Annotated in this window: 13 protein-coding genes; 7 read left to right on the plus strand and 6 right to left on the minus strand. The window is 65.2% G+C overall.

The features are described from left to right. Positions 1 to 100 precede the first annotated feature (100 nt). A complete protein-coding gene (locus tag CO669_RS35810) occupies positions 101 to 427 on the plus strand; it encodes a hypothetical protein (protein ID WP_198963755.1) in 327 nt (108 codons plus the stop codon). Positions 428 to 606: 179 nt separating this feature from the next. On the opposite strand, the gene CO669_RS01220 is transcribed toward CO669_RS35810, so the two are convergent. The 5 genes from CO669_RS01220 to CO669_RS01245 all read right to left on the minus strand — a co-directional run bounded on the left by CO669_RS01220 (position 607) and on the right by CO669_RS01245 (position 5,445). Then, positions 607 to 2,049, minus strand: coding sequence for a homospermidine synthase (locus tag CO669_RS01220; protein WP_097657378.1), 1,443 nt, complete (start codon positions 2,047 to 2,049; stop codon positions 607 to 609). A 65-nt stretch (positions 2,050 to 2,114) separates the two neighbouring features. Beyond that, entirely contained in the window at positions 2,115 to 2,504 is a 390-nt protein-coding gene (locus CO669_RS01225) for a RidA family protein (protein ID WP_097657379.1), read from the minus strand. Positions 2,505 to 2,639: 135 nt separating this feature from the next. Then, positions 2,640 to 3,227: a GNAT family N-acetyltransferase gene (locus CO669_RS01230; protein WP_097657380.1), complete on the minus strand. Its 588-nt coding sequence runs from the start codon at positions 3,225 to 3,227 to the stop codon at positions 2,640 to 2,642. Positions 3,228 to 3,361: 134 nt separating this feature from the next. After that, entirely contained in the window at positions 3,362 to 4,504 is a 1,143-nt protein-coding gene (locus CO669_RS01235; protein ID WP_097657381.1) for a type III PLP-dependent enzyme, read from the minus strand. Positions 4,505 to 5,190: 686 nt separating this feature from the next. After that, positions 5,191 to 5,445: a hypothetical protein gene (locus tag CO669_RS01245; RefSeq protein WP_097657382.1), complete on the minus strand. Its 255-nt coding sequence runs from the start codon at positions 5,443 to 5,445 to the stop codon at positions 5,191 to 5,193. A gap of 139 nt (positions 5,446 to 5,584) precedes the next feature. Here CO669_RS01245 and CO669_RS01250 point away from each other — a divergent pair, with 139 nt between their 5' ends. Genes CO669_RS01250 through CO669_RS01260 form a run of 3 tightly spaced genes read left to right on the plus strand, consistent with a single transcriptional unit; the run spans position 5,585 to position 9,425 of the window. Further along, positions 5,585 to 7,666 carry a M3 family metallopeptidase gene (locus CO669_RS01250; RefSeq protein ID WP_097657383.1) on the plus strand — a complete coding sequence of 694 codons (2,082 nt, stop codon included), beginning with the start codon at positions 5,585 to 5,587 and terminating at the stop codon, positions 7,664 to 7,666. Next, on the plus strand, positions 7,666 to 8,304 hold the full coding sequence (locus CO669_RS01255; protein WP_097657384.1) for a DUF1007 family protein: 639 nt from the start codon (positions 7,666 to 7,668) through the stop codon (positions 8,302 to 8,304). The genes CO669_RS01250 and CO669_RS01255 overlap by 1 nt, the downstream gene beginning before the upstream one ends. After that, positions 8,295 to 9,425 (plus strand): nickel/cobalt transporter, encoded by a 1,131-nt coding sequence (locus tag CO669_RS01260; RefSeq protein WP_097657385.1) that lies wholly within the window; start codon positions 8,295 to 8,297, stop codon positions 9,423 to 9,425. The genes CO669_RS01255 and CO669_RS01260 overlap by 10 nt, the downstream gene beginning before the upstream one ends. A 106-nt stretch (positions 9,426 to 9,531) precedes the next feature. On the opposite strand, the gene CO669_RS01265 is transcribed toward CO669_RS01260, so the two are convergent. Continuing rightward, positions 9,532 to 9,930, minus strand: a complete 399-nt coding sequence (locus CO669_RS01265; RefSeq protein WP_097657386.1) for an MAPEG family protein — start codon at positions 9,928 to 9,930, stop codon at positions 9,532 to 9,534. 82 nt (positions 9,931 to 10,012) lie between these two features. Here CO669_RS01265 and hemH point away from each other — a divergent pair, with 82 nt between their 5' ends. The 3 genes from hemH to CO669_RS01280 all read left to right on the plus strand — a co-directional run bounded on the left by hemH (position 10,013) and on the right by CO669_RS01280 (position 12,730). Continuing rightward, positions 10,013 to 11,050 carry a ferrochelatase gene (hemH, locus tag CO669_RS01270; RefSeq protein WP_097657387.1) on the plus strand — a complete coding sequence of 346 codons (1,038 nt, stop codon included), beginning with the start codon at positions 10,013 to 10,015 and terminating at the stop codon, positions 11,048 to 11,050. A gap of 4 nt (positions 11,051 to 11,054) precedes the next feature. Further along, the gene (locus CO669_RS01275) at positions 11,055 to 12,023 is read left to right on the plus strand and encodes an ABC transporter substrate-binding protein (protein WP_198963756.1); all 969 of its coding nucleotides are present in this window, start codon (positions 11,055 to 11,057) and stop codon (positions 12,021 to 12,023) included. Positions 12,024 to 12,106: 83 nt separating this feature from the next. Then, on the plus strand, positions 12,107 to 12,730 hold the full coding sequence (locus CO669_RS01280; protein WP_097657389.1) for a 2-hydroxychromene-2-carboxylate isomerase: 624 nt from the start codon (positions 12,107 to 12,109) through the stop codon (positions 12,728 to 12,730). Positions 12,731 to 12,933 lie beyond the last annotated feature (203 nt).

Genomic DNA, 12,933 nt, shown 5'->3' on the forward strand with positions numbered 1-12,933 from the left:
CGCGGCGTTTGGGCGCGCAGACGGGCAGTTCCCATCTTGCCGTGGGTGGAACCCTGGTCGGGCCATTTCGTTGATCCCGCGGACAAAGGCGGTGATCGACATGACGGTCAATGACAAGCGCAGACTGAAGTTCGACCTGACAATCGCCGGCTCGCTGTTCGCAGCAGGCGTCCTGGTGTCGGTGATGTCGCTGGCGCAAATCCGCGCCGAGAGCCGGATGGAGCTGGCGCAGGCGACACCGCCGCTTCAGGGCACGCCGTCCGACGATCAGAACAAGCCCGCGGAAGCCAAGCCCGGCGGCGACCGGCCGACCACGCCGGCGCCTGAGCCGGCGCGGCCCGATCCGCAGACGCAGGGCGCGGCGACCAAGCCGGCCCTGCCGCCGGCCCCGGCCGAGAAGATCGCGCCGCCGATCGAGAAGAAGTAGCTGGCGGCTACGCGCCCATCCACGCACTCGGTGTCATCCACCGCGAAGGCGGGGGATGCAGTATTCCAGAGACAGCGATGGCATGCCGAGAAGCCGCGGCGTGCTGGCTGCCCCGGTCAAGCCGGGGCATGACAGTTGAGTGTGGGGCACGAATGAGTGTGGGGCACGAAGTTGGCCCCTCACCGCACCAGCACATTCCTGAACTGCCAGGGATCGCTGGTGTCGATGTCTTCCGGGAACAGTCCCGGACGATCCGTCAGCGGCGTCCAGTCGGTGTAATAGCCCTTCACCGGGCCGAGATACGGCAGCTGGATTTCCAGCAGACGCTCGAAATCCAGCTCGTCGGCTTCGACGATGCCTTCGTTCGGGTTTTCCAGCGCCCACACCATGCCGCCGAGCACGGCGGAGGTCACCTGCAGGCCGGTGGCGTTCTGGTAGGGCGCGAGCGCGCGGGTCTCTTCGATCGAGAGCTGCGAGCCGTACCAATAGGCGTTGTTGTCGTGGCCGAACAGGAGCACGCCGAGCTCGTCGATACCGTCGACGATCTCGTTCTCGTCGAGGATGTGGTGCTTCTCCTGCATCTTGGCGGCGCGGCCGAACATCTCGTGCAGCGACAGCACGGCATCGTCGGCCGGGTGATAGGCGTAATGGCAGGTCGGCCGGAAGACCGCCGTGCCCGAGGCGTCACGCACCGTGAAGTAATCGGAGATCGAGATCGACTCGTTGTGGGTGACGAGGAAGCCGTACTGCGCGCCGCGGGTCGGGCACCAGGTGCGCACGCGCGTATTGGCGCCGGGCTGCATCAGGTAGATGGCGGCGCCGCAGCCGGCTTCGTGGGTGCGCGCATTCTCCGGCATCCACTTCTCGTGGGTGCCCCAGCCGAGCTCGGACGGCTGCACGCCTTCCGACAGGAAACCTTCCACCGACCAGGTGTTGACGAAGACGTCGGGCTCTTTCGGCGTCTTGGAGCGCTGGGTGTCGCGCTCGGCGATGTGAATGCCCTTGATGCCGGCCTGCCGCATCAAATCCGCCCATTCGGCCCGGGTCTTCGGCTTGGGAGCATTGAGCTTCAGATCCGCGGCGACGTTGAGCAGCGCCTGCTTGACGAAGAAGGAGACCATGCCGGGATTGGCGCCGCAGCAGGAGACCGCCGTGGTCGAGCCCTTGGGCCGCGCCTTCTTGGCGGCCAGCGTCACCTCGCGCAGCGCGTAATTGGAGCGGGCTTCCGGGCCCTTCGACGCATCGAAATAGAAGCCGAGCCAGGGCTCGTTGACGGTGTCGATGTAGAGCGCGCCGAGCTCGTTGCAGAGCTCCATGATGTCGGTCGAGCCGGTGTCGACCGAGAGATTGACGCAAAAGCCCTGGCCGCCGCCTTCAGTGAGCAGCGGGGACAGCAATTCGCGATAATTGTCCTTGGTCACGGCCTTCTGGATGAAGCGGACATTGTGCTTCTCGCAATGCGCCTTGCGACCCTCGTCCTTGGGATCGATCACGGTGACGCGCGACTTGTCGTAGTCGAGATGCCGCTCGATCAGCGGCAGCGTGCCTTTGCCGATGGAGCCGAAGCCGACCATGACGATGGGACCGGTGATCTTCGCGTAGATCTGCGAGGGAGGGCTCATGGACTGGATTCTCCGGAACGTGCTGGCAGGCAAAGGGTGGGGTGGATCAGGCGCTGCGATGCTTGTCAGATGCTGCGGCGCTTGGCGGTGACTTCGATCTCGACCTTCATCTCGGGCTTGGCGAGAGCGCTGACGACCAGCAAGGTCGCGGCCGGCCTGATGTTGCCGAGAACCTCGCCGCAGACGGCGAAGTGGGCATCGATGAAGCTCGTGTCGGTGACGTAATAGGTCGCACGGACGATATCGGCCATCTCGAATCCGCCCTCCTTCAGGGCGGCCTCGATGGTCTTGAAGCAATTGCGTGACTGGCTCGTGACGTCGGCCGGCATGGTCATCGTGCTGTAGTCATAGCCGGTGGTTCCCGCGACGAAGGCGAAATCGCCGTCGATCACGGCGCGGCTGTAGCCGACGGACTTCTCGAGGGGAGAGCCGGTGGAGATCAGGCGACGGGACATGGTTTGGGCCTCGACTGAAGGGGGTGTTTCGCGGGGTTAAAGGGCGTTTCCGGGTGCGGTGCAACCCCAAAGCAACGGTGGCAGCCGACCGTCGCCGCGGGACGCGGCTCCGGTCGTCACCATCATGGTGAGGTCTTAGGCCGCGTGCGCCTGGAGGGGACGAACTACCCTCCGTTTGGCCAGTGCCGCGCCAGTCGGGACGATCATCCCCTCGGCACCGTCCAGTGCGCCGTCGGTGAACTCGAGCGCCAGCAGGCGGTCGCGCTCGAACGGGCCGGGCAGCGAGAGCGCAGCCGTCTTCCCGCCCGAGAAGCCGAACCGGGCGTAATAGGGGGCATCGCCGAGCAGGATCACGGCGCCATGCCCGCGCGCCCGGGCGGCGGCCAGCGCTTGTTGCATCAGCGCGGCGCCGATCCCGAGCTCGCGGCAGGCAGGGTCCACCGCCAGCGGTCCGAGGACCAGAGCGGGCCTGCCTCCGGCGCTGACGTGCCACAGCCGCACGGTTCCCACGAGCTTGCCCTCGCGCACGGCCGACAGGGCAAGGCCTGCGGCAGGTGCACGTCCGTCGCGCAGGCGCTGGCAGGTGCGGCCATGGCGGTCCTCGCCAAAGCTGGCATCCAGCAGCGCTTCACGGGCGACGGCGTCGGCAGCACGTTCCGCACGGATCACGAACGGAGCGGCTTTCGAGGTGAGGGCGATCTGTGGCTTCCAAAAAGCAGTCATGGCGCATCAGTCCCCGCTTGAACGGGCGTGCGCGCGGCACGCCTGCTCAAGGCGTCGTCAGAAATCGAGATGTTGGGGAAGGAGCCGGCAAGCCGGCTCCCGGGTTCGTCAGGCCTCTGGAAAAGAGAGGCGGATCAGATGTGATACGTCTTCAGCGGCGGGATACCGTTGAAGGCCACCGACGAGTAGGTCGACGTATAGGCCCCGGTGCCTTCGATCAGAACCTTATCGCCGATCTCGAGCGTGACCGGAAGCGGATACGGGCTCTTCTCGTACAGCACGTCGGCGCTGTCGCAGGTCGGACCTGCGAGCACGCACGGCGTCATGTCCGCGCCGTCGTGGCGGGTGCGGATGGCGTAGCGGATCGACTCGTCCATCGTCTCGGCGAGACCGCCGAACTTGCCGATGTCCAGGTAGACCCAGCGCACCTCGTCCTCGTCGCTCTTCTTCGAGATGAGCACGACCTCGGATTCGATGATGCCGGCGTTGCCCACCATGCCGCGGCCCGGCTCGATGATGGTCTCCGGAATCTGGTTGCCGAAGTGCTTGCGGAGCGCGCGGAAGATCGAGCGGCCGTAGGTCACGACCGGCGGCACGTCCTTCAGGTACTTGGTCGGGAAGCCGCCGCCCATGTTGACCATGGAGAGGTTGATGCCGCGCTCGGCGCAGTCGCGGAACACCTGCGAGGCCATCGCCAACGCACGGTCCCACGCCTTCACCTTGCGCTGCTGCGAGCCGACATGGAAGGAGATGCCGCACGGCTCCAGGCCCAGACGCTTGGCAGCGTCGAGCACCTCGACCGCCATCTCCGGGTCGCAGCCGAACTTGCGCGACAGCGGCCATTCGGCACCGGCGCAGTCATAGAGGATGCGGCAGAACACCTTCGCGCCGGGAGCGGCACGGGCGACCTTCTCGACCTCGGCGGCGCAGTCGACCGCGAACAGCCGGATGCCGAGCGCGAAGGCGCGCGCGATGTCGCGCTCCTTCTTGATCGTGTTGCCGAAGGAGATGCGGTCGGGCGTCGCACCGGCCGCCAGCGCCATCTCGATCTCGGCGACCGTGGCGGTGTCGAAGCAGGAGCCCATGGAGGCGAGCAGAGCCAGCACTTCCGGCGCCGGGTTCGCCTTGACGGCGTAGAACACGCGGCTGTCGGGGAGTGCCTTGGCGAAGGTCTGGTAATTGTCGCGCACGACCTCGAGGTCGACGACGAGGCACGGCTCGGTGTCGAGGCCATCCTTGCGGCGGTTGCGCAGGAATTCCTGAATACGTTCGGTCATAGCACTCTCCCAAACGGCCCAGCGACGGGGATCCGTTCAAAAAATGTCGTCGGATAAGCGCCCCGGCCAGATCACGCGATGGAGGCGTGACAAGCCAAAGACTCAAATCAGACTGTGCTGCCGTGGATTGGTTGGGAGTGTTCCCGCCCGCACACCTGGCAATGAAGGACAAGCCTTTTCAGTAGCCCGCGCCGGCGTTGGACTGCCGGTAGAGACCAAAAAAGCCCGATCCGTCGTTGCTTTAAGTCGCGTCCCCCGTTGAGAGCGGGGTGCGCCGGTTCGCCTCCGGCTGCCAGTCACGGTTGCAAAGAGCGAAGTCACCTTCGACAAGGCATCTCTTTGAGAGAGATGCTGGACGCTCCGGGTTTGCTTTCTCGTCCGACCTTCTGATCTTGCGACCTTCAGTCGTCCGACGTCCGCACTTCCGAAGAGCCCCTCGGCTTCTTCACCCCTTGGCGGCTGTCCGGCCTCTTGTCCGGATACCTACCGACTGACACACGACCACAGGCACGTGCGAAATTGGGCAAGAGCGCACATAAGCGTTTTGACTCTGCTTCGCAAGAATTTTTTTAGGCTGCGAACAGAATTGCCTAACATCTGCTTGCGCAGTGTTGCGCGAGCGACGCGGAAGATGAACGGGCGTTAAGTTTTTGAGCCCCGTGCGCGCGTCACGCGCGCGAGCAATATCAGCCGCGCTTCGTGAAGGGCTCGACGCGCTGAGCTGCGCGGATGAACGCGGTCATCACGAGCACGCCGAGCGCGAACAGCACGGCCTGCAGGATGTGCGTGCCCTGATCGCCGAGCCCGAACAGGATCGCGAGCGCCCAGCCGCCGGCGAACGCCGCGCCGAACACCTCGGCGCCGATCAGGATGGCGGCGCTGATGACGGTGATGACGCTGGGCCAGACGATCCGGCGGGAGGACGAGGAAGTCGCGTTCATGAGCTCTGGGGTCCGTGGTCTGTCGAGGGCCGCAATCTCCCCGAAAAGGCGGCCGGGAGCAAGGCCAAATGGCCCAAAAAAGCCCCATCGCGTGCTATAGCTGGCAGCAACAATCGACCCATGAAAATCGGGACTTGTGATGTCAGAACCCCGCCAAACTACGGACTCCGGGACCAATCCGCTGCTGAAGGCCTGGCTGACGCCGTTTGCGACCCCGCCCTTCGACGAGATCAAGCCGGAGCACTTCCTCCCGGCCTTCGAGCAGGCCTTTGCCGACCACTCCGCCGAGATCGCGGCGATCACCAATGATCCGGCCGCACCCGACTTCGCCAACACGGTCACGGCGCTGGAGCGCTCCGGCAAGCTGCTGAGCAAGGTCGCGGCGGTGTTCTACGACCTCGTCTCGGCGCATTCCAACCCGGCCATCCTGGAGATCGACAAGGATGTCTCCTTGCGGATGGCGCGGCACTGGAATCCGATCATGATGAACGCCGTGCTGTTTGGTCGCATCGCCCAGCTGCACGAGAACCGCGCCAATCTCGGTCTGTCGCCCGAGCAGCTTCGCCTCCTCGAGCGCACCTACACCCGCTTCCACCGCGCCGGCGCCGGCCTCTCCGAGGAGGCCAAGACGCGGATGGCCGAGATCAACGAGAGGCTGGCCCAGCTCGGTACCGGCTTCAGCCATCATCTGCTCGGGGACGAGCAGGAGTGGTTCATGGAGCTTGGCGAGGCCGACCGCCAGGGCCTTCCGGAGAGCTTCGTCGCCAGCGCCAAGGCTGCAGCGGAAGAGCGCGGCATGGAAGGCAAGGCCATCGTCACGCTGTCGCGCTCCTCGGTCGAGCAGTTCCTGAAGAGCTCGGCGCGGCGCGATCTGCGCGAGAAGGTCTACAAGGCCTTCATCGCGCGCGGCGACAACGGCAACGCCAACGACAACAACGCGACCATCGTCGAGGTCCTGAAGCTGCGTGAGGAGAGCGCCAATCTCCTGGGCTACCCGACCTATGCCGCCTACCGGCTCGAGGACTCCATGGCCAAGACGCCGGATGCGGTGCGCAGCCTGTTGGAGCGGGTCTGGAAGCCGGCGCGTGCCCGGGCGCTCGCCGACCGCGACGAGATGCAGGCGCTGATCACGACAGAGGGCGGCAATTTCAAGCTCGCTCCCTGGGACTGGCGCTTCTACGCCGAAAAGCTGCGCCTCCAGCGCGCCAATTTCGACGATTCCGCGATCAAGCCATACCTCGCGCTCGACCACATGATCGAGGCCGCCTTCGATTGCGCCACGCGCCTGTTCGGCGTCACCTTCGAGGAGCGCAAGGACGTTCCGGTCTGGCACCCCGACGTGCGGGTCTGGGAGATGAAGGGGCCGGAAGGCCGGCACAAGGCGCTGTTCTATGGCGACTACTTCGCGCGCCCGTCGAAGCGTTCCGGCGCCTGGATGACCTCGTTGCGCGACCAGCAGAAGCTCGACGGCGACGTCGCGCCGCTGGTTCTCAACATCTGCAACTTCGCCAAGGGCGCCGACGGCGAGCCCTCGCTGCTGTCGCCCGACGATGCCCGCACCCTGTTCCACGAGTTTGGCCACGGCCTGCACGGCATGCTCTCGAACGTGACCTATCCCTCGCTGTCGGGCACCTCCGTGTTCACCGATTTCGTCGAGCTGCCCTCGCAGCTCTACGAGCACTGGCAGGAGCGCCCCGAGGTGCTGCAGAAGTTCGCCCGTCACTACCAGACCGGCGAGCCGCTGCCGGACGATCTGCTGCAGCGCTTCCTTGCCGCGCGAAAATTCAACCAGGGCTTTGCCACGGTCGAGTTCGTCTCCTCGGCGCTGGTCGATCTCGAGTTCCACACCCAGCCGGCCGCGGCGGCCAGCGACGTGCGGGCCTTCGAGAAGAAGGAGTTGGAAAAGATCGGCATGCCCGAGGAGATCGCGCTGCGTCACCGGCCCACGCAGTTCGGTCACATCTTCACCGGCGACCATTATGCCGCCGGCTATTACAGCTACATGTGGTCGGAGGTGATGGACGCCGACGCCTTCGGCGCGTTCGAGGAGGCCGGCAACATCTTCGATCCCGCCGTGGCCAAGCGCCTGCACGACGACATCTATTCGAGCGGCGGATCGGTCGACCCGGAAGCCGCCTACGAGGCCTTCCGCGGCCGTCCGCCGGAGCCCGATGCGCTGCTGCGCCGGCGCGGTTTGCTCGACGACACCAAGGCCGCCTGATGAACATGCGCGCTCTTCTCGGCCTGCTGTTCGCCGTCGGCCTGTCGCTCGTGGCAGGCACCGCACACGCGCATCCGCATGTCTGGATCACCGCGACCAGCGAGCTGCTCTATGCCGAGGACGGCAGCATCACCGGCGTGCGCCACGCCTGGACCTTTGACGACATGTTCTCGGCCTATGCGGTGCAGGGGCTCGAGAGCAAGACCAAGGGCGCCTATACGCGCGAGGAGCTCGGGCCGCTGGCGCAGACCAATGTCGAGTCGCTGAAGGAATACGCCTACTTCACCTTTGCGCGAGCCGACGGCAAGAAGGAACGATTCCAGGAGCCGGTCGACTATTTCCTCGACTACAAGGACACGGTCCTGACCCTGCACTTCACGCTGCCGCTGAAGAACCCGGTCAAGCCGAAGCAATTGGTGCTCGAAGTGTTCGACCGCTCCTTCTTCATCGACTTCCAGATGGCCAAGGAGAGCCCGGTGAAACTGGTGGGCGCGCCCGCCAGCTGCCAGCTGAAGCTGGAGCGCCCGAACGACGGCACCGCGAGCGCGCAGAAGCTCAACGAGCAGACCTTCATGAACGGCGAGAATTCGAATTTCGGCATGATGTTCGCCAACAAGATCACGGTGGATTGCCCTTGAACGGCCGCCTTCATTCCCCGCTTCTCCGCGGGCTTCTTGCCTGTGCGGCAGCCATCGTCGTACTCGGCGTCGCGGATGCCGCGCTTCACGATCTCCTCGCGCAAAACCCCTTCGGCGCACCGAAACCCGCGCAGGCTGCCGAGCCCGAGGCCAGGGGCGTCATTGGCTGGCTGCTGGCAAAGCAGTCGGAGTTCTATCGGCAGATGTCGGCAACCATCCGTGCGGCCAAGTCCGACGGTTCGGCGGTGTGGACCCTGCTCTTCATCTCGTTCGCCTACGGCATCTTCCATGCCGCCGGTCCCGGCCATGGCAAGGCGGTGATCGCCTCCTATCTCGTCGCCAATCGCGAGACCGCGCGACGCGGCATCGCGCTGTCGTTTGCCTCCGCCCTCATGCAGTCGCTGGTGGCGATCCTGATCGTCGGCATTTCGGCCTGGGTGCTGAATGCGACCGCCAAGACCATGTGCAAGGCGGAAGGGGTGATCGAGATCGCGAGCTACGCCCTGATCGCGCTGTTCGGCCTGCGGCTGGTGTGGGTCAAGGGCCGCACGTTCATCCGCGCGCTGCAGGCGGTCCAGCCCGTACCGGCGATGGCCGGCGTGCCGCACCATCATGATCATCACCATCATCATGATGCCCACGATCATCATGATCACGGCCATGATCACCATCACCCCGAGCACGGTCATGCGCACGCCCATGCCCACCACGGACACGACCACGTCCACGACGAGCATTGCGGCCATTCCCATGGCCCTACGCCGAGCGAACTCGCCGGACCCGGCGGCTGGCGGCGCGGTTTTGCCGCTATCCTCACGGTCGGCATCCGCCCCTGCTCGGGTGCCATCCTGGTGCTGGTGTTCGCGCTCGCCCAGGGCCTGTTCTGGGCCGGTATTGCCGCGACCTTTCTGATGGGGCTCGGCACCGCGATCACGGTCGCGACCATCGCGGTCGTCGCGGTCTCCGCCAAGGACATCGCCGCCCGCCTCAGCGCCGGGCGCGACGGCGGCGGTGCGCTGTTCATGAGGGGCATCGAATTCGCGGCTGCAGGCGTCGTGCTGCTGTTCGGCGCGGGCCTGTTGCTCGGCTACATCGCGGCCGAGCGGACGACGTGTTTCTAGGCGAAGGTCTCGTAGCCCGGATGGAGCGAAGCGCAATCCGGGACAGAGTCGCCGTGAAAAGACCCCCGGATTACGCTTTGCTCCATCCGGGCTACGGTCACAAACCTCACAGCGGCAGAAACTGCTTCAACGCCGGCATGAAGAAGATCCCGAGATTGATCGCAAAGCCGATGCTCCAGAGGATCGAGCGCAGCGTCGGGCGGTTGCCGAGATAGGTCAGCACATAGGCGATCCGCACGATCAGGAACAGTGCCGCGAGTTCGTCGATCAGCCGCTGCGGCGAATCCCGGTATTCGGCGAGCAGCACCGCGAAGGCGAAGAACGGGAAGGTCTCGATGCCGTTCTGGTGCGCGCCGAGCGCGCGCTGCGAGAGGGCATCCTCATAGAAGGCGGGGTCGCGCGGCCGGGAATTGTCGAAGCGGCCGAGCCTGATCCATTTGATCGCGGCGATCGTTGACAGATAGAGCAGCAGCGCTCCGAAGACGCACCATTCGGCGAGTGTCATCGTTCTTCCCCGGCCTGGGTGCGACCCTAGCGAAACCGGCCTCATCTTGACAAGTTCGGACCAACGCGCGACCCACAGAGCCATGACCAGCGTCATCCCCATCGAGACCGCGAGACCGGCCGCCCAACCCGCCTTGCCGCGTGTTGGCGTGCTCCTGATCAATCTCGGAACACCCGACACCGCCGATGCGCCGGGCGTGCGGGTCTATCTGAAGGAGTTCCTCAGCGACGCCCGCGTCATCGAGGACCAGGGCCTGATCTGGAAGGCTGTGCTGAACGGGATCATCCTGCGCAGCCGCCCCCGCACCAAGGCGCTCGATTACCAGAAGATCTGGAACACAGAGAGGAACGAGTCGCCGCTGAAGACCATCACGCGGTCGCAAGCCGACAAGCTCGCCGCTGCGCTGTCGGACCACGCCCACGTCACCGTGGACTGGGCGATGCGCTATGGCAATCCCTCGATCAAGTCGCGCATCGATGCGCTGATCGCGAAAGGCTGCGAGCGCATCCTCACCGTCCCGCTTTATCCGCAATATTCCGCCTCGACCTCGGCAACCGTCTGCGACGAAGTGTTCCGCGTGCTCGCCCGCCTGCGCAACCAGCCGACGCTGCGGGTGACGCCGCCTTACTACGAGGACACCGCCTATATCGAGGCGCTCGCGACCTCGATCGAGACCCATCTGGCGAGCCTGCCGTTCGTGCCGGAGCTGATCGTGGCGTCCTTCCACGGCATGCCGAAATCCTATGTCGAGAAGGGCGATCCCTATCAGCAGCACTGCATCGCCACCACCGAGGCGCTGCGTCGCCGGCTCGGCATGGACGAGACCAAGCTGCTGCTGACCTTCCAGTCGCGCTTCGGCAATGCCGAGTGGCTGCAGCCTTATACCGACAAGACCATGGAGCGGCTCGCCAAGGAGGGCGTGCGCCGCATCGCGGTGGTGACGCCGGGCTTCTCCGCCGACTGCCTGGAGACGCTGGAGGAGATCGCGCAGGAGAATGCCGAGATCTTCAAGCACAATGGCGGTGAAGCGTTTTCCGCGATCCCCTGCCTCAATGACAGCGAGCCCGGCATGGAGGTGATCCGCGCCCTGGTGCTGCGCGAACTTCAGGGCTGGATATAGCTCCGTGAACCGCCGTGAGCTCCTGGCGCTTGGGATGATCGCGGCATTGCCCGCCCCGGTGCTGGCGCAACAGCCCGCGCGCCGGCTCGGCGTGCTCTCGGTCACGGCGGCCGATGACGCGATCGGGCAGACGCGCAGCATGGTCCTGGTCGAGGCGCTCGCCGTCCTTGGCTGGAAGGAGCGCGACAATCTCAAGATCCATTGGCGCGCCGGCGGCGGCGACCGCGCCCGGATCGCGCAGCTTGCCGACGAACTGATCGCGCTCAAGCCCGATATCCTGCTTGCGGTCGGCACCCCCTCGGTGGAGGAGCTGCGCCGGCGCACCATGACGATCCCGATCGTGTTCGCCGTGGTGACGGATCCCGTCAGCCAGGGATTTGTCGAGAACCTCGCCCATCCCGGCGGCAACATCACCGGCTTCACCGATTATGACGGCCCCTTGGCCGGCAAATGGCTGGAGATGCTGACGCAGGTCACGCCGAAAATTTCCCGCGCCTTTGTCGTCTACAATCCCGCCACCGCGCCGTTCGCGCCCCTGATGCTGCGCACGATCGAGGACGCGGCGCGGACCCTGCACGTGACGGTCGAGCCGGCGCCGGTGAACGACGCCGCTTCCATCGCGGCACTGGCTTCGCGGAGGGATGGCGGCTTCCTGATCCTGCCGGACTTCTTCACCATGGCCAGCCGCGTGCATCTGCTCGCCGCAATCAACGAAGCACGCGTGCCGGCGGTGTTCTGGAGCCACACCTTCGTCAAGGAGGGCGGGCTGATGTCCTACAGCACCGACAGCGCCGAGCAGCTTCGGCGCGCCGCAGGTTACATCGATCGCATCCTGAAGGGCGCGCCGCCGGCCGAGCTGCCGGTCCAGAATCCCACCAAGTTCGAGCTTGCGGTCAACCTGAAGACCGCCCGGGTGCTCGGCGTCACGCTGTCGCCCGCCCTGCTGGCAATCGCCGACGACGTCATTGAATAGAGCGGGCGGTGATCGGAAATCTTGAAGGATGCGGGATTTCGATGTGGACTGTCGCAATGTCCCGATCCTGGAAATCGTGAGCCATGACCGCGCAAATCGAAACCTATTACGACTTCAGATCACCCTACGCCTATTTCGCCGATTACAGGATCCGCAAAGCCGGCCTCGGCTTTCCGGCCGGGGTTGAATGGGTCGGCCGCCCGATCTTCATCGACGTGATCCTCAATCTGCAATCCGGCCGCGAGCCGTGGGCGCCTTATGTCGATACCCTCATCCCACCCAAGCGCGCCTATCTCATGGCGGACATCCGCCGTATGGCGAGGTTCTATGGGGCGCCGTTGAAGCCGTCGTGGAAGTGGCCCAACAGGCCCAATCAAATTCCTGCATTGTGCGTTGCGTCCTTGCTGTCGGGCCGGGTTGAGCAGGTCTTCCGCAGCGCCATCTTCGATGGTCTGTGGCACGAGCAGCGCGACATCTCCGATCCCCTGGTGTTGAGCGAGGCCGTCGCCCGCGCCGGCGGCGATGCTGCCATCGTGGAGCGGGCCGGCGATCCCGCTGTTCGCGATGCCCTAACGAGGCGAACGGCGGAGGCGTATGCGAACGGGGTGTTCGGAACGCCCACCTTCGTGTGGAATGGCGAGATCTTCTTCGGCGCGGATCGACTGGACGTCCTGGCCTGGAGCGTGAACCGCGCGGCCGAACGATAGCGTTCAGGAAGCAGGGCGCGAAGTTCTTAACGTTTGCCGCTAGGTCTGCGCTTGCACGCTTTCAAGAGCCGGTCGCAAATACATATCGTGGCCATTCCCCCGTCCGGACGCCTTGTGCGGAATTGTGCCGATACCGACGTGAATTGCGACCGCTGAACCGGTAGGGTCGTGATCCCGACCAATGACAGCGCCGGAAAGGGCCT

Source organism: Bradyrhizobium sp. Y36 (assembly GCF_002531575.1).
Taxonomy (GTDB): Bacteria; Pseudomonadota; Alphaproteobacteria; order Rhizobiales; family Xanthobacteraceae; genus Bradyrhizobium.